The organism is Pseudomonas sp. NCIMB 10586, from assembly GCF_023127895.1.
Taxonomy (GTDB): Bacteria; Pseudomonadota; Gammaproteobacteria; order Pseudomonadales; family Pseudomonadaceae; genus Aquipseudomonas; species Aquipseudomonas synxantha_A.
Map to the genome: position 1 here is coordinate 20,130 of NZ_SPKQ01000047.1, position 16,495 is coordinate 36,624.

The following is a 16,495-nucleotide window of genomic DNA, read 5'->3' on the forward strand; positions in this document are numbered from 1 at the left end:
TAAACCTCTATGCTTGTAGGGAACTAGCCTGTCGCAATAACGACCAAAGGCTCAGTTACGCCCACCTTCTTATCAGGACACGCACATGCAGGTAGAAAGCTTTTTCGAATGGTTGGGCCAGGCGCTCGGCTCCGTCATCCGCTTTATCGTCGATGGCCTGAGCGGGTTGTTCGGGGCCTTGACCCACGCTGGCGGCAACTTTATCGATGGCTTGTCGCGCACCTTGGGCATGGACACCTCGATCATCAGCATCATCACCCTGATCGTCGGGTTGCTCTTCTTGTACTCGGCGGTACGCGCCTTTATGCGGGCCTCGATCATCGTGGGCATCATCTGGCTGCTGCTGGGCCTGTGGTTGCTGAGCTGGGTTGTGCACTGATTTATCTGACAGCCCCAATCCCTTGTGGGAGGGAGCAAGCCCCCTCCCACAAGAGCCACCACTTCAACTTCAGCGATCAGCGGCCCTTGATCACCATATCCCCCGGTGTCTCGCCCACCGCCTGCCAGTTCGGCCGATACATCGACTCCACTTGCGGCGGCGGCACGCGATAGGTGCCAGGCGTCACCGCACGTGCCAGGTACAGCAAGTGCGTGGTGCCGTAGCCGTCCAGGTTCATCGCCGCCACATAGCGATCATCCCTGAACTCCTGATGCTTGAGCGATGCATTCTGCATCGACTCGCGCCACTCCTTCACCTGGCTGCTGGCGTTCTCCAGGCTCGCCGCGCTTTGTGCCAGGTTTTGGTTTTCCAGTTCCAGGCCGGCGGGCAGCAGGTCTACCACCAGGGCATCCGGCACGCGCTGCTTGGCACTGACGGCCAGGTGCACCAGCACCAGGTCGCCGCTGTCGAGGCTGCGCAGGTTCAACGGCTGGCCGTTCATGCCCAGGTATTCGCGGCGAATGCTCAGGTTCTCGCCGCCCGCTGCCGGTGGCAGTTGTGGGTAACCTGAAATAGTCAGCTGCTGGTAAACGGGGGTCTGGCCCTGATTGCTCAGGCTCAGGTCGCTGGATAGCAGCTTTTCATCCAGTTGCAGCGTGGACTGCTGGTTGTTCAGCTCCCGCGCCCCGCCACTGCCGGTCAGCGACACCTGCCAGTCAGCCTCGGGCTTGGCGAAGCCGAGCCGCCCGGCCAGGAACAGCGAGTTGCGCTCCTGAGTCGACAGATACGGGCTGGCCGCCAACTGGTCCGACAAGGTAAACAGGCGCTCTTCACGTTTGCCCTTGGCCAAGTCGTTTTCCTCCAGCAGCGCCAGGATCATCGCCTGATCGCGCAATGGGCTGCCGTAGTCGGCCAGCCATTCCTTGGCACTGCGCTGCGCCGCCAAACCGGCGAGCAAGGCTTGATCGGCACGCGGCTGGTCGCCCATTTTTTGCAAGGCGATGGCCAACTGCACCAATGGCAAGCCGGAGCGCGCATCACTGCGGCGTTCGAACAGGCTGCGCAAGGCACCCAACGGCGCCTGCTGACTGCGCGCCAGCACTATGCCGGCGTAGGCCTGTACGGCAAAACGCGTGTGCTCGGCGTTGTCGCTGTAGTCGACTTCAATCAGGTTGCGTTCCTGCACATACCGCAGCAGCCGCTCGCTGGCCTTCTTCAAGGCTTCAGGCGGTACGGCAAACCCCTGGTCGCGGGCGCGCAGCAGGAAGTCGGTGACATAGGCGGTCAGCCAATACTCTTCCTCGCCGTCAGCGCCCCACAAGCCAAAGCTGCCGTTGTAGCGCTGCATCCCCAGCAGGCGTTCGATGCCCAACTCGATCTTGCGCTTGCGCTCGGCATCCGGTTCGCCCTTGATGCTCAGGCGCTTGAGCAGCGCATCGTCGGCATACAGCGACGGGTACAAGCCACTGGCGGTTTGTTCCAGGCAGCCATAGGGGTAGGCCTTGAGCGCACTGATCTGTGCACCAAGGTTCAACGGCGGCCGGCTCGACAGGCTCAACAGCGCCTCACGCCCCGAGGCATCGAACTGATCGAGCGTGCCCGCCGGCAGGCTCCACGGCTGATCCTTGAGCACAGCCCGGTAATGCTTGAGCAAGGCCGGGTACGCCGGGCGCACGCCCAGGGTCCATTCGCGGCTGAACGGCGGCAGGTTTTCCCCCGGCAGGTCCAGGCCATTGACGGTGACCTTGACCTTGCCCTGGCCGAGACCGCCCCAGGCTTTTACCGGAATACGCAGGGTGGTGCGCTGGCCTTGCTTGAGCTCAACCGATTGCGCGCCGCCGTTGACCAGTTCCAACTGCCCTTGCGCGGTCAATTGCACATCGAGTTTCTGCGCCTTGCCCGACAGGTTGGAGAGGTCCAGGGCCAAGGTGGTCTGGTCGCCTCCGGCCAGGAAGCGCGGCGCCGAGAGTTCGGCAATCAGCGGTGCGGCGATGACCGTCTTGCCCTCGGCCATGCCATAGCGATCATCGCTCCAGGCCTGGGCCATCAGGCGCAGTTCGCCGTTGAAGTCGGGGATATTGACGCTGACTTCGCCCTCGCCTTTGTCGTTCAGGGTCACCGGCGCGCTTTGCAGGGCAACGATGGTCACGCTGGTGTCCGGGCGCTTGCCGCCTTTGGCCAACGCCGCGTCACCGCCAAATGCCAGGCTGGCGAGGCGCCCCTGGCCGGCTTCGATCAACTGGCCGTAGATGTCGAACTGGTCGACGCCATAGGCTTTGCGGCCGAACAGGCTGGAATACGGATCAGGCGTGGGGTATTCGGTGATATTGAGGATGCCCACATCCACCGCCGCCAGCAGCACATGCACCTGTTGGGGCACGCTGCCATCGGCGTTTTTGGCGGCGATCTTCACCGTCAGAGGTTGTTTGGGGCGCATTTTTTCCGGTGCAGTGAGGGTCAGGCCGAGTTTGCGCTGGGTACGATCCAGCGGCAGGTGCAACAGGCCCACGGCACGTTTGGGGGTGATATTGGCTTTGCGCTCGCCGGGGCGAATCACCAGGGCGCTCACATACAGATCATGGCGCGACCATTTCGGGTCGAGCTTCACCGCAAAGCTTTTGCCTTCGGCCGGTACGTCGATCTCCTGCCACCACAGCGGGCCTTCGGCGGATTCCACCAAGAGGTAGCCTTTACCGGCAGCCGGTGGCGTGACGGTGACATTGGCGGTGTCGCCATCGCCATAGGCCGGTTTATCCAACGCCAGCTTGACCTGGTCGGGGCGCACGGCGCCGCCTTCGGTGTTGTCCTGGGCCTGGTAGCCGGCCCAGAAGCGCACGCTGCTGACCAGTCCGGTCTGCGGGTCTTCCACCTCGACACGGTACGGGCCCCACTCCACCTGGAAGCTGACCTTGGCGGTGTCGCCGGCCTTGATGTTCAGGCTCTGCTCATCGAGGTTGAGGAATTTCTCGTTGAAGTGATAGCTCCAGCCATCGTTCTCCGAGTAGTTCCAGTAGTAGTCACGGCGCTCACGCACCAGGCGCACCTTGAGGTTTTGCGCAGCTAGTTTCTGACCGTCCTGGTTGGCCACCAGCACTTCGAATTCCACCGGGCCATCGCCATTGGTTTCCTTGCCGTCAAACAACCCGCGCAGGCCCGGCAATTGCTCGGCCGGCCAGATCGGCTGCACCAGGCGTCGGGTGATGGGCCGCCCGCCGGACTCTTGCAGGCTGGCTTGCACAATCAGTTGCAACGGGGATTTGGCCTCGGCCCATTTGCTTTCCAGGGTCAGCGCTTGCTCGCCGTTGGCGTCGAGTACGCTTTCGTCCAGTTCGAAATCCTGGCTCAGCTCTTCTTCAGTGACGGAACCGAACTGGTACCCCGGCAAGGATTTGACCGCCTCACGCAGCGGGCGCACATAGACCTGGCCGCTGACCCGATTGCCGGATGCCGGTGCGCCGTACAGATAGCGCCCATTGACCTGAATGACCGGGTTCTCCGCCGGGCTCAGTGCGGTTTCACTGCCCTTGAGTTCCAGTGCCAGGCGTTCGGGCAGGAAGTCTTCGACGAGGAATTCATACAGTTGCGGCTTGCCGTCACCCAGGTCAAATACCAACTGCCAGCGCCCGGTCGGTGCTTCGCCGGCCAGTTGCAGCGCGTATTGATACAGGCCGGAGGCATCAGCATCCCACACAAACTTGCGGCTCACCTGTTCATCCGGACGACGCACCTCGACGCTCACCGGCTGCGGTTTGACCGCGTTGCCATCCTTGTCGCGCAACAGCGCATTGAGCAGCACGGTTTCGCCAGGGCGATACAGGTCACGCGGGCCGAACACAAAGAACTGCAGCGGGTGGGACGGCTGCCCGCCGATATCGAACTCGGCCAAATCCAGCGCGGCGCTGTCCAGGCGCAACAGGCTGGTCTGCTCGCCTTGTTTGGCCAGCAACACCTGGGCTTTTTTCGGCAGCGGCAGCTCGGCGTGACCACCGTCTTCAGTCTTGCCCTGGCCGAGTACGCGGCCTTCGGCATCGAGGATTTCCAGTTCGACGCCGTTCAGTGCCTTGCCGCCTTCCAACGCTTGGGTAAACACATCCAGGCGATTGGCATAACGGTGCACCGACAGGCCGATGTCACTCAAGGTAAACAGCGTGGCCGGTTGCGAATAGTTGTAGGTGCCCGAGGCACGCATCACCGCCAGGTACACGCCCGGCTGCTGCAATTGCTTGAGGCCGGCAATCGGCAGCAGCAGGGTTTCGCGAGTGTTGCGTGCCGGGTTCAGGTCGAAACGCCCACCGTAGATCAGCTCGGCCATTGGCAGCAGTTCACGGGACTCATAGCTTTGCAGACTGGTATTGCGCCCCCACTGCGCCAGGAACGACGGCAGGGATTCGGGCTTGATGCGGAAGAACTCAACATCGATCTTGTCGACGTTCAGCGCGATCACCGGCAAGCCCTCGGCCAGGCGCGTCGGCAGCAACGTGCCACGGCTGGCAAAGCCCACGGTGGCTTGCAGGTCACGGGTTTCCAGGCGGGCGCTGTATTCGGCGGCGAGTGTGTTGTCGTTGACCGCCTTTACCCCGGCGTCCACCGTCAGCACCAACTTGCGCTGCGGCTCCAGGTGGCGCAGGCGCAACTCCATCAAGTTATCGGAAAGCTCCCAGGCGCCATCGACCTTGCCGGACTTGCTGTCCACCAAGTGCAGCTTGTCGGCGAACTTCTGATCCGGGTCCAGAGGAATGGAAAAACTCACCGACAAGGTGCTGGCCCCGTCCAACTGCACCTCGGACACGTCCACCACGCTTAACTCGCGCCCGGCATAGCGCTGCTTCAACGCCGCCACGTCGACCGCTGCCTTGGCGGGTTTGGGCGCTACGCTTGCCGCGGCGGGCGCCGTCGGTGCAGCGGGCTTATCGGAAGAATCACAGGCGCTCAGCAGGGCCAGCGCGCAAGCGAGGAACAGTCCTTTGTTAAGCATGGGGCACTCGTAGTCAGAGGGAACCGAGGGGTGAACTATATATCAGCGCCGCGCTGGCTGCTGCGGTGCCGGTCACATTGACCGACGGAGGGAAGTTTGGTTCTGGGTGCCTTCCGGGCTAAACCAAATCCCACAAACAATGCAGATCAAAATGTGGGAGGGGGCTTGCTCCCTCCCACATTGGATCTGCGGCGTGATGGGTGGGCGGGTACAATGCTGCTCCACCAAGGAGCCTTCATGACCGCCCTGCTTGCCGACTGGCGCCACCGCCCCACCCATCGCCGCGTCTGGGCCCTGGCCGCGCCGATGATCCTGTCGAATATCTCCGTGCCACTGGTAGCCCTGGTCGACAGCATGGTCATCGGCCACCTGCCACACGCCCACCAACTGGGCGCCGTGGCCGTCGGTGCCAGCCTGTATACCTTCCTGGCCTGGGCCATGGGTTTCCTACGCATGGGCTCCACCGGGTTCGCCGCCCAGGCCGCCGGGCGCAAGGATGGCGCGGCGCTGCGGCAAATCCTGTTGCAAGGCTTGCTGCTGGCGCTGGGGCTGGCGATGTTACTGGGCACGGTCGGTATTCCCCTGAGCCATCTGGCGTTGGAATGGATGCAGCCCTCCCCTGAACTGAACCAACTGACCCGCGAATTCTTCCACACCCGCCTGTTCGGCCTGCCCGCCGCCCTTGCCAGCTATGCGCTGGTCGGTTGGTTCCTCGGCACACAGAATGCGCGGGCGCCGCTGGCGATTCTGCTGACCACCAACCTGGTCAACATTGCGCTTAACCTGTGGTTTGTACTCGGCCTGGACTGGGGCGTGGTCGGCTCCGCCCGCGCCTCGGTGATCGCTGAATGGACCGGCGCGCTGCTCGGCCTGGCACTTACGCAAAAAGCCCTGCGCGCCTACCCTGGCCATATCGCCTGGGCTGCACTGAAACTGTGGCAAAGCTGGAGGCCGTTGCTGGCGGTCAACCGCGACATTTTTATCCGCAGCCTGGCCCTGCAGTCGGTGTTCTTCATGATCACGGTGCAAGGCGCACGGCTGGGGGATGCCACGGTCGCCGCCAATGCCTTGCTGCTCAATGGCCTGTTGCTGACGGCCCATGCGCTGGATGGCCTGGCTCACGCCGTCGAAGCCCTGTGCGGGCACGCCATTGGCGCCCATGACCGCCAGGCGTTGCGCCGCTCGCTGGTGGTTGCCTGCGGCTGGTCGCTGATCGCCAGCATCGGTTTCGCCCTGTTGTTCACCTTCGGCGGCCATCTGTTTATCGCTATGCAAACGGATATTCCCAGTGTGCGCGAAACCGCCGACATCTACCTGCCTTACCTGGCGGTACTGCCGTTGATAGCGGTGTGGAGTTATTTGCTCGATGGACTGTTTATCGGCGCAACGCGGGCGCGGGAGATGCGCAATGGGATGTTGCTGACGGTGCTGTTGGTGCTGCCGATTGCCTGGGCGTTGCAGGGGTTGGGTAACCACGGGTTGTGGATAACCTTCCTGCTGTTCATGGCGGTGCGCAGTTTGACGCTGTGGGCGATCGCCTGGCGCTTGAATCGGCAAGGGCTGTGGCTGGGAGCAAACTGAAGGAATGCAGATCCAAATGTGGGAGGGGGCTTGCTCCCGATAGCTGAGTGTCAGTCAACAGACTCATTGACTGATCCACCGCTATCGGGAGCAAGCCCCCTCCCACATATATTACGAGGACAGGTACGAAGAACGGGTCAAGCCCAGGCGCAACGCATCCAGGAACTGGGTACGCTCCGACGCGGAGATCTTCGCACTCGCACACTTGTCGCGGTAATGCGTCATCAACTCCTCCGGCGACAAGTGCACATAGCGCAGCATGTCTTCGATGGTGTCGTGGGTCTCGATCCCGGCGCTGTACACCGAACCGTCTTCACGCTGGTAGATGTTCACCGAGTCGGTGTCACCGAACAGGTTGTGCATGTCGCCCAGGATCTCCTGATACGCGCCGACCAGGAAGATACCCAACAGGTAGTCTTCACCTTCGTTCAAGCCGTGCACCGGCAGGCTGGTCTCGATGCTCTGCTCGTCGACGTACTGCTTGATCTTGCCGTCGGAGTCGCAGGTCAGGTCTTGCAGCACGGCACGGCGCAGCGGCTCTTCGTCGAGGCGGTGCAGCGGCAGGATCGGCAGGACCTGGCCGATGGCCCAGGTGTCCGGCAGGCTCTGGAACACCGAGAAGTTGCAGATGTACTTGTCGGCCAACTTGTCGTTGAGTTCGTCCAGCACCTGGCGATGCGAACGCTGGCGGGCTTTCAACGAGTTGTGCAGGCGGCGGCACACGGCGAAGTAGCACTGTTCGGCCAGGGCTTTTTCGGCCAGGGTCAGTTTGCCGTCGGCGTACTGGGTGGCCACGTCGCTCATGTAGTGGGTGGCGCGCCAGTAGGTTTCGGTGACCATTTCGATGTCGGTCGGACCGAGCAGGTCCACCAGCCATTGCACGGTTTCCGGCAGGCTTTCCTTGTTTTCAATGGTCGGGATTTCGTCGTTGTGCTTCTCGACGTCAGTGACTTGCACCACCAGCATGGCGTGGTGGGCGGTCAGGGAGCGACCGCTTTCAGAGAAGATGTTCGGGTGCGGCAGGCTCTGCGCATCGCAGAATTCCTTGAGCATGCCCACGACCACGCCGGCGTAGTCGTCCATGTCGTAGTTGATCGAGCTGGCGTTACGCGAGTGGGTACCGTCGTAGTCCACGCCCAGGCCGCCGCCGACGTCGATGTGGTCCACCGGCAGGCCGAGGTTGCGCAGTTCGCCATAGTAACGAATAGCTTCCTTGAACCCGTGCTGGTAGTCGGCCAGGTTGGCGATCTGCGAACCCATGTGGAAGTGCAGCAGGCGGATGCCCTGGTCCAGGCCGGCCGCGCGGAAACGCTCGACCACCGACAGCAACTGCGCCGCCGACAAGCCGAACTTGGATTTCTCGCCACCAGTGTCCGCCCACTTGCTCGATGCCAGGGAAGACAGGCGCACACGCAGACCCACCTGAGGCTTGACCTTGAGGCTGGCGGCCTCTTCGATCACCAGCCCGACCTCGGATTCTTTCTCGATCACGATAAATACGTTGTGACCAAGCTTCTGACCCATCAACGCCAGGCGGATGAACTCGCGGTCCTTGTAACCGTTGCAGACGATCGTGCCACCCTTCGGCGCCAGGGCCAACACGGCCAGCAGCTCGGGCTTGGAGCCCGCTTCCAGGCCGATGGAAACGTTCTGGGTGGCGATGATGTTCTCGATCACCGCTTCCTGCTGGTTCACCTTGATCGGGTACAACGCGGTGTACTTGCTCTGGTATTCCAGGCGTTCGATATTCGAATCGAAGGCGCCGGTGAGTTGGCGTACACGGTCTTGCAGAATGTCGGGGAAACGCACCAGCAGCGGCAACGACAGGCCGCTTTTACGCAGTTGATCGACCTGCTCGTACAAATCGACCGGCGTGCTGTTCGGACCGTTGGGGCGGACTTCTACGCGACCGGCTTCATTGATCGCGAAATAACCGGCCCCCCAATGGCGGATCCCGTAAACACTGCGGCTGTCCGCAACTGTCCATTGGCTGCCATCGTCTTTGCGTGTGCGTCGTACGGACATCGAAGTCCCCTATAAATGAAGGCGAAGGCGCCACCTCAAGCGGAGGCTGGCGCAGTCTAAAGAATGAAAATGACGATTTGCCTGCAAGAAGGTCAGACCCCACTCGCAGGACAGAGTTTAGCCACAGGTTGGGAAGAGGCTTTCAGCCACCGGACTTCTTGGCCTTGTAACCGAGCTTGATCAACTCGGCCAACAGCAGTTCGACGTGATCACCCTGAATCTCGATGACCCCGTCTTTCAACGCACCACCGGTGCCGCAGCGCTTTTTCAGCGTGGTGGCCAGCTCCTTGAGGGCATCTTCGGCCAGGGGCACGCCGGTGATGGTGGTCACCGTTTTGCCGCCACGGCCTTTGCTCTCGCGGCGTACGCGGGCAATGCCATCGCCTTCGGGGATCAGGGTCTGTTTGCAGGTACACGAATCCACGGGCTGACGACAGTCCGGGCAGTGTCGACCTGCGTCGGTGGAAAATACCAGGCCACCAAGGGCGGCGAAGGATGCGGCTTTTTTGGCCACCGGCAATCCTCTTGGGAGGATGAAGACTGATCGGCGCCGCAAAGGGCGGTGACCGACCGCGAAGCCCCACTCAGGCAGGGGCAGCGCTACCGAACCGCTAATGTGGTTCGGGTGAAAAGGCGCGCAGTGTAACGGCAAAAAGCGAAGTTGCTAAGAGCCAAATGGCGCCAATTTATGCAACTTTAGCGACGTGAGGCGAGATAGCGCCGCAGACCTTCTTGAGCATCCGGGCAATAGGGCTTTTGCTCGGCCTCGGCAAGCACCGTTTCGAGGGGCAGAAAGCGTGCCTCCATGACCTCTTCAGGCTGCAAACACAACGGGCCGTCCCATACGGCAGAGTAGGAAGTGCACCACAGGCGGCTGTCACCATCTTCAAAGTAAAAATGATCGTGCTCGACCAACTCCACTCCACTTACGCCCAGTTCTTCGGCCAATTCTCGCTGTGCCGACAGGGCATAGCTTTCCCCCGCCGCCACCATACCGCCAGCCGCCGTATCCCAAAACCCCGGATACAGGGCCTTGCTCAAGGTGCGCCGATGCACACACAGCTCGCCCTTGGAATTGAACAGAAAGATAAAGGTGCAACGGCCAATCAGGCCGCGCTGGCGCAGGTCGGACCTGACCAGGTGGCCGAGCAGCTTGTCCTGCTCGTCGACCCAGCAGATCAGTTCAGCATCGGAGGCCGCACGGTGTTCGGCCTCCTTTTGAGTAGCGTCCATCATCAACCCTGGTTGAGGAGCTGACGCAAGTCGATCACTGCAGCGTTTGCCCGGGAAATATAGTTGGCCATCACCAACGAATGGTTCGCCAGTACCCCGAAGCCACTGCCGTTAAGAATCATAGGACTCCACACCGGCTCCTGCGAGGCCTCCAGCTCACGAATGATCTGGCGCACGCTGACGGTGGCGTTTTTCTTGGCCAGCACGTCGGCAAAGTCGACTTCGATGGCGCGCAGCAGATGGGACAAGGCCCATGCCTGGCCACGGGCTTCGTAGAACACGTTATCGATCTGCATCCATGGGGTTTCCACCACTTCTTCATCGACTTGCGGCACTTCGCCCGGCGCCAGCGCCTCGGTTTTAAGCGCGGTGTTCAGTTTGACGCGGCCGACGCTGGCCGACAGGCGCTGGGACAGCGAGCCCAGACGGGTCGCCACATCGCCCAGCCAGTTGTTCAGGTTGTCGGCACGCGCGTAAAACAGTGCGCCGCGCTGGTTCGGGTCAGACAGGCGCGCTTCGTAGCGGCTCAGGGAGTTGATGCCTTCCTGGTATTCCGACTCGCTCGAAGGCAGCACCCAGCTCTTGTTATCGAAGTTAAACCGCGGTTCGGCCTTGGCCAGGTCCGCGTCTTCAGCCGACTGCGACTGGGAGCGAGCGAAGTCTTTGCGCAGTGCGCGGGTCAGGTCACGCACCTGCACCAGCACGCCATATTCCCAGCTCGGCATGTTGTCCATCCACAAGCCCGGCGGGAAACGGTCGTTGGAGATGTAGCCGCCAGGCTTGTTCAGCAAGGTGCCGACCACGGTCTTGAGGGTTTCGACCGTGGTGTAGCCCACGACCATCTGCTTGCCTTCCTTCTCGGCGGCAAGCTGGGCGTTCTGCTGGACCGGAAACAGCGCCGGCTCCTGGCTCCAGTACCAACCCAGGCCACCGGTGACCAGCAGGTACAGGCCGATAATGCTGAGCAAAGCCCGGCTCATCAGCAAGTTGCGAAAATAGCTGCGGTTGGCCGACTTGGGCTCAGGGGCGGGGCCTTTGGCACTGCCTTCACGGTTTTTCCAGTCCAGCATGGCGATATCCTTTCAATCACTTGAGTTCATGCACGTCAATTGTCCGGGTGCGTTCAGACACTCCGACCACAACCCTACCCCATCGTGCCCATCGTTGCGGGGCTTTTACGCGAAAGTGGCGCACAAGCAAGGTTGGACTATAAAGGATGCACGCTTTTTACGCTGCGCGACCCGCGGGTCAATAACTGAATATCCGGCACGCAGACTTAATTGACGTATGACACTCATGCAACAGAAAAGAGGTGCTAGCATAGAGCCATCAGTCGACCTCAGCATGCACCCTCACAGTAGTCAGGATATGACCGAGTCAGAAGACCCTAGCCGCGAGCGTCTCAAGCAGCATTTTGCCCAGCGGGTAATTCATCAGGCACGTCAAATTCTTGAGATCTGGCAGCGCCTGCAACGCGGCGAATGGTCGAACGCCGACTTTTCCGAACTCAGCGAAGCCAACCTGCGCCTGCAGCGCTTCGCCGAGCGTTTTGAACAGCCCGAACACCGCCAACTGGCCCAGCATATTGGCCAAACTCTCCAGGCGGTGGACGAAAACCGTGGCCGTTTGAGCAGCCAACTGATCACCGAACTCAACCGCTTGATGCAGCGCCTGTCGCGCACCGGCCTGCGTCAGGGTGACCAGCTTGAGCAAACCCTGCTGCCACCGATGCGCAAACCGATCTACGTGATGCTGGCCGACCACGACCGCGCCGAGCGCCTGGCCAAGCAGCTGGAATTCTTTGGCCTGAGTGCCCAATCCCTGGACAGCGTCTCGGCTTTTCACACGGCCATGGCCGAGCGCCTGCCGTCAGCCATCGTCATGGACGTGGACTTTTGCGGCCCCGGCCTGGGCCTCACCCTCGCCGCGCAAGCCCAGGAGGGCCTGGAGCAAAAGCTGCCGCTGTTGTTTTTCAGCCTGCACGAAACCGACACGCCCACGCGCCTGGCCGCCGTGCGCGCCGGAGGTGAGGAGTTCCTGACCGGCACGCTGGAGGCTTCGAGCCTTCTGGAAAAGATCGAAGTGCTGACCTGCGTTGCCCAGTACGAACCGTACAAAGTGCTGATCATTGACGACTCGCGGGCCCAGGCGCTGCACACCGAGCGCCTGCTCAACAGCGCCGGGATTGTCACGCGCACCTTGATCGAACCGATCCAGGCCATGGCCGAACTGGCGGATTTCCAGCCCGACCTGATCATCCTCGACATGTATATGCCCGCCTGTACCGGCACCGAACTGGCCAAGGTGATTCGCCACAACGACCGTTACGTCAGCGTGCCGATCATCTACCTGTCGGCCGAAGACGACCTGGACAAACAGCTGGACGCGATGAGCGAAGGCGGCGATGACTTCCTGACCAAACCGATCAAGCCGCGCCACCTGATCACCACCGTGCGCAACCGCGCAGCGCGTGCGCGCAACTTGAAGGCGCGGATGGTGCGCGACAGCCTGACCGGGCTGTACAACCATACGCATATCCTGCAATTGCTCGAAGACTGCAGCTTTCGCGCCCGCCGCGAGAACAAGCCATTGAGCTTTGCGATGCTGGATATCGACCACTTCAAACGTGTCAATGACAGCCACGGCCACCCCATGGGCGACCGGGTGATCAAGAGCCTGGCGCTGTTTCTCAAGCAGCGCCTGCGCAAGACCGACTACATCGGCCGTTATGGCGGTGAAGAGTTTGCCATCGTGATGCCCGACACCGACGTGGAATCGGCCTGCAAGGTACTGGACGACATTCGGCGGCGCTTTGCAGAAATCCACTACCCCGCCCAACCGCAGGATTTGTGGTGCACCTTCAGTGCCGGCCTGGTGGAGTTGTGTGACGGGTGCGACAGCCTGACGATGGCCGCCCAGGCTGACGAAGCGCTATACCTTGCCAAGGACGCCGGACGCAACCGCGTGCAAGCCGCGCGCGCATCAAAGCAAAGTGCCATCTTTTCACCGGAATCCACCGAATCGGTCATAACTCTGTAACGCAAGCGCAATAACTTCAGGCACTTATCTTTTGCCGTCGGTTGAAACCCCGCATGCGCCTCAAGCTGCTGACCAATCTCAATACCCTTCTGCTGGTGGCCGTATGCCTGGCCCTCGGGGCGACGCTGTGGTGGTCGCAACGGGCGCTGGAGCGGCCTTATTTATTAATGGAGCGCTACCTGGGCCTGTCCCAGGGTTTTCAAAACCAGGCAGCGCGCAATATCGACGACTACCTGGCCAGCGGCGATGCCCTGCGCCTGAGCAGCGCCAGTCAAAGCCTGGAGAGTCTGTTGCAGCAACTCGCGCAATTGCCGGCCGAGTTAGCGCAAACCCTGCACCCCAGCCTGGCGGACCTGGAAACCTTCAGTAAGACCGACCTGCTGGCGGCAGGCAAGCTGGCCGGCGACCCGCAAGCACTGTTGGTTCAGGCCGAGCGCGAACTGGGCGCAAACCTGGAGCAACTGAGCCAGTACGCCAGCGGCGTCAACTCCACAGACGCAGCACGCTACCTGCCTCCCCTGCTGACCGCCTCGCAGCATCTGGGCAAACTGTCCCTGGCCCGCGACAAGCTGGTGAGCAGCGGCCGCGCCGAGCTGGCCGACGAGGTGGAGCGCGAGATTGCCACCATGCGCACCCAGGCCGACCTGTTGGCGCAGTTGCCATTGCTTGGGGTAAAGGCCAGCGCCGAATCCAACGCTGACGATTTCTCCGCGTTGATGGGCTTGGAAAACACCGAAAAAACCGCAGCCCAGGACACCGGCGTCGACCTCAAGCGCGAGCTCAACAGCCTGTTGACCCGCTACCCCGCCGAACTCAAGCGCACCCGCGAGCAGATCCAGCAGCGCGCCGACCTCGCCGCTGCCACCCACCTGAAGATCGCCAACGTGCAACAGGCCATCGCCGGCCTGGAGCCGGTAGTGCGTGCACAGCACGCCAGAATCCAGGGCGAGGTGCGTGTGCTGCAAGGCGTGATGATCGGCCTGATCCTGTTGATCGCACTGCTGATCGACACGCTGCAACGGCGCCTGGCACGGGTGCTGACCAATCTGGCACCGGCCTTGTCGACCTGGGCCGAAGGTAATTTCAGCCAGCCGATAGCCCTGGGCAAGACCAACCATGAACTGCACGCTATCGAAGCCTCCCTGAACCGCCTGCGCGCCTATCTGGTGGGCCTGGTAGGCACTATTCGCGGGAATGCCGAAGCAGTGGCCGGCAGCAGCCGCGCCCTCGCCGAACTGAGCAGCGGCCTGCACGACGGCGCCGAGCGTCAGGCCGGCGACACCGCGCAAATCCGTGACTCCCTGGGTGAACTGGAAGCCACCATCCAGCAAGTGGCCGGGGATGCCAGCCAGGCTGCCGGCGCCAGTCGCAGTGCAGGCTTTGCTGTGGAGCAAGGCCAGCGCGTAATCGGCCTGAGCCTGACCGGGTTGCACGCCTTGGTGGACGAAGTGCAGCAAAATGCGCAGATGATCGAGAAACTCGCGGAGGAATCCGCCACCATCGGCGGCGTGCTGACCGTGATTCGCTCGATTGCCGAGCAGACCAACTTGCTGGCGCTCAATGCCGCTATCGAGGCGGCTCGCGCCGGTGAAGCCGGACGCGGCTTCGCGGTGGTGGCCGACGAAGTCCGTTCCCTGGCCCAGCGCACCGCTGGCGCTACTGCCGAAATCCAGGGCCTGATCGCCGGCCTGCAAACCGCCGCCCATCAATCGGTACAAGGCATGCGCGCCCAGGTTGAACACGCCGAAGCCACCGCCCAGCAAGCCCAGGCAGCAGATGGTGCGCTGGATGAAATCGTCGGCGCGATCCAGACGATTTCCGAGACGGCGGTACGCATTGCCGATGTGACTGCGCAGCAGAGTGGGGCCGTGAGTGAGATTCGCGATAACAGTGAGCGGATTCACCAGCTGGGTGAGGATAACTTGCTGCGCATAGGCCAGGGCCGTAGCCAGGGTGAGCACCTGTTGGTGCTCGGAGGGCAACTCAACACTGCCGTACAAGCCTTCCGCGTCTGACCCGCTCTCCCGCCCTATGGAGATCAAATGTGGGAGGGGGCTTGCTCCCGATTACAGTGTGTCAGTCTCAATACCTGTAGCTGATCCACCGCTATCGGGAGCAAGCCCCCTCCCACATTTGATCTTCAGTGGATTCAAGACCGTGTTCAGCATGACCGGATTCCGGGCCACAGTCACAAATTTCGCGCAATCCTCGCTAATCGTGCTGGCTACTGCATAGAACTGGACAGTCACAAAGGCTTTGCGGCATAGTCGCCGGGTTCTGCCGCCCCCCTACCAATAACAAGGAACAGCCGATGGCGACCTTACTGGTTCTTCATGGACCCAACCTGAACCTGCTTGGCACCCGCGAACCGGGCGTCTACGGGGCAGTGACCCTCGACCAGATCAACCTCGACCTGGAAAGACGGGCCCGTGAAGCCGGCCACCATCTGCTCTACCTGCAAAGCAATGCCGAGTATGAATTGATTGATCGCATCCACGCCGCGCGTAACGAAGGCGTGGACTTTATCCTGATCAATCCCGCCGCTTTTACGCATACAAGCGTTGCATTACGTGACGCGCTGCTGGCGGTGAGCATCCCATTCATCGAAGTGCATTTATCGAACGTGCACAAACGCGAAGCTTTCCGCCATCACTCTTACTTCTCCGATGTAGCGGTAGGAGTGATCTGCGGCCTTGGCGCCAGCGGTTACCGACTGGCCCTGGAGGCCGCCCTGGAACACGTTGAAGAACAGGCTAAACGCCCCTGACCGACCCTTGGGAGTTGATGATTCATGGATATCCGTAAAGTTAAGAAACTGATCGAACTGCTGGAAGAATCCGGTATCGACGAGCTGGAAATCAAGGAAGGCGAAGAGTCCGTACGGATCAGCCGTCACAGCAAGACCCCGGCCCAACAGTTCTACGCACCGCAGATGCAAGCACCGGCTCCTGCCGCTGCCGCCCCTGCCGCCGCTCCAGCCGCTGCCGCAGCCCCTGCTGCCCCAGCCGCACCAGCGTTGAACGGCTTCGTGGTCAAGTCGCCAATGGTCGGTACTTTCTACCGCACCCCGGCACCGACCTCGCCAGCCTTCGTTGAAGTAGGCAAGACCGTGAAAGTGGGCGACACCATCTGCATCGTTGAAGCGATGAAGATGATGAACCACATCACCGCTGAAAAAGCCGGCGTCATTGAATCCATCCTGGTAGAAAACGGTCAGCCGGTTGAGTACGACCAGCCGCTGTTCACCATCGTTTGAACCGCGG

At 61.6% G+C, this 16,495-nt stretch carries 11 protein-coding genes; 6 read left to right on the forward strand and 5 right to left on the reverse strand.

Translation table 11 applies throughout. From position 1 onward, the window contains the following. Positions 1-85 precede the first annotated feature (85 nt). Positions 86-379: a hypothetical protein gene (locus E4P01_RS22340; protein ID WP_005784417.1), complete on the forward strand. Its 294-nt coding sequence runs from the start codon at positions 86-88 to the stop codon at positions 377-379. 76 nt (positions 380-455) lie between these two features. Here E4P01_RS22340 and E4P01_RS22345 read toward each other — a convergent pair whose 3' ends face one another. Further along, positions 456-5,354 carry an alpha-2-macroglobulin gene (locus E4P01_RS22345; protein ID WP_216090683.1) on the reverse strand — a complete coding sequence of 1,633 codons (4,899 nt, stop codon included), beginning with the start codon at positions 5,352-5,354 and terminating at the stop codon, positions 456-458. A gap of 237 nt (positions 5,355-5,591) precedes the next feature. Here E4P01_RS22345 and E4P01_RS22350 point away from each other — a divergent pair, with 237 nt between their 5' ends. Continuing rightward, the gene (locus E4P01_RS22350; protein WP_216090682.1) at positions 5,592-6,935 is read left to right on the forward strand and encodes an MATE family efflux transporter; all 1,344 of its coding nucleotides are present in this window, start codon (positions 5,592-5,594) and stop codon (positions 6,933-6,935) included. Positions 6,936-7,046: 111 nt separating this feature from the next. Here the strand turns inward: E4P01_RS22350 and speA are convergent, their stop codons facing one another. The 4 genes from speA to E4P01_RS22370 all read right to left on the reverse strand — a co-directional run bounded on the left by speA (position 7,047) and on the right by E4P01_RS22370 (position 11,263). Further along, complete coding sequence (speA, locus tag E4P01_RS22355; protein ID WP_005784410.1) at positions 7,047-8,960, reverse strand: arginine decarboxylase; 1,914 nt, start codon at positions 8,958-8,960, stop codon at positions 7,047-7,049. Positions 8,961-9,102: 142 nt separating this feature from the next. Continuing rightward, positions 9,103-9,474, reverse strand: a complete 372-nt coding sequence (locus E4P01_RS22360) for a translation initiation factor Sui1 (RefSeq protein WP_005784408.1) — start codon at positions 9,472-9,474, stop codon at positions 9,103-9,105. Between the two features lie 182 nt (positions 9,475-9,656). Then, positions 9,657-10,193: an NUDIX hydrolase gene (locus E4P01_RS22365; RefSeq protein WP_032878106.1), complete on the reverse strand. Its 537-nt coding sequence runs from the start codon at positions 10,191-10,193 to the stop codon at positions 9,657-9,659. A gap of 2 nt (positions 10,194-10,195) precedes the next feature. After that, positions 10,196-11,263 (reverse strand): DUF2333 family protein, encoded by a 1,068-nt coding sequence (locus E4P01_RS22370; RefSeq protein ID WP_003188197.1) that lies wholly within the window; start codon positions 11,261-11,263, stop codon positions 10,196-10,198. Positions 11,264-11,561: 298 nt separating this feature from the next. On the opposite strand from E4P01_RS22370, the gene E4P01_RS22375 reads away from it, so the two are divergent. The 4 genes from E4P01_RS22375 to accB all read left to right on the forward strand — a co-directional run bounded on the left by E4P01_RS22375 (position 11,562) and on the right by accB (position 16,488). Further along, positions 11,562-13,232, forward strand: coding sequence for a PleD family two-component system response regulator (locus E4P01_RS22375; protein WP_078820186.1), 1,671 nt, complete (start codon positions 11,562-11,564; stop codon positions 13,230-13,232). 53 nt (positions 13,233-13,285) lie between these two features. Beyond that, the gene (locus E4P01_RS22380) at positions 13,286-15,247 is read left to right on the forward strand and encodes a methyl-accepting chemotaxis protein (protein WP_248130139.1); all 1,962 of its coding nucleotides are present in this window, start codon (positions 13,286-13,288) and stop codon (positions 15,245-15,247) included. Positions 15,248-15,543: 296 nt separating this feature from the next. Further along, positions 15,544-15,999, forward strand: a complete 456-nt coding sequence (gene aroQ / locus E4P01_RS22385) for a type II 3-dehydroquinate dehydratase (protein ID WP_032878109.1) — start codon at positions 15,544-15,546, stop codon at positions 15,997-15,999. A 24-nt stretch (positions 16,000-16,023) separates the two neighbouring features. After that, positions 16,024-16,488: an acetyl-CoA carboxylase biotin carboxyl carrier protein gene (gene accB / locus E4P01_RS22390; protein ID WP_003188191.1), complete on the forward strand. Its 465-nt coding sequence runs from the start codon at positions 16,024-16,026 to the stop codon at positions 16,486-16,488. Positions 16,489-16,495: the final 7 nt, after the last annotated feature.

Coding starts and splice junctions, on each gene's coding strand:
- E4P01_RS22340 (WP_005784417.1), top strand. CDS start 86: ATGCAGGTAGAAAGCTTTTTCGAATGGTTGGGCCAGGCGCTCGGCTCC.
- E4P01_RS22345 (WP_216090683.1), bottom strand. CDS start 5,354: ATGCTTAACAAAGGACTGTTCCTCGCTTGCGCGCTGGCCCTGCTGAGC.
- E4P01_RS22350 (WP_216090682.1), top strand. CDS start 5,592: ATGACCGCCCTGCTTGCCGACTGGCGCCACCGCCCCACCCATCGCCGC.
- speA (WP_005784410.1), bottom strand. CDS start 8,960: ATGTCCGTACGACGCACACGCAAAGACGATGGCAGCCAATGGACAGTT.
- E4P01_RS22365 (WP_032878106.1), bottom strand. CDS start 10,193: ATGGACGCTACTCAAAAGGAGGCCGAACACCGTGCGGCCTCCGATGCT.
- E4P01_RS22370 (WP_003188197.1), bottom strand. CDS start 11,263: ATGCTGGACTGGAAAAACCGTGAAGGCAGTGCCAAAGGCCCCGCCCCT.
- E4P01_RS22375 (WP_078820186.1), top strand. CDS start 11,562: ATGACCGAGTCAGAAGACCCTAGCCGCGAGCGTCTCAAGCAGCATTTT.
- E4P01_RS22380 (WP_248130139.1), top strand. CDS start 13,286: ATGCGCCTCAAGCTGCTGACCAATCTCAATACCCTTCTGCTGGTGGCC.
- aroQ (WP_032878109.1), top strand. CDS start 15,544: ATGGCGACCTTACTGGTTCTTCATGGACCCAACCTGAACCTGCTTGGC.
- accB (WP_003188191.1), top strand. CDS start 16,024: ATGGATATCCGTAAAGTTAAGAAACTGATCGAACTGCTGGAAGAATCC.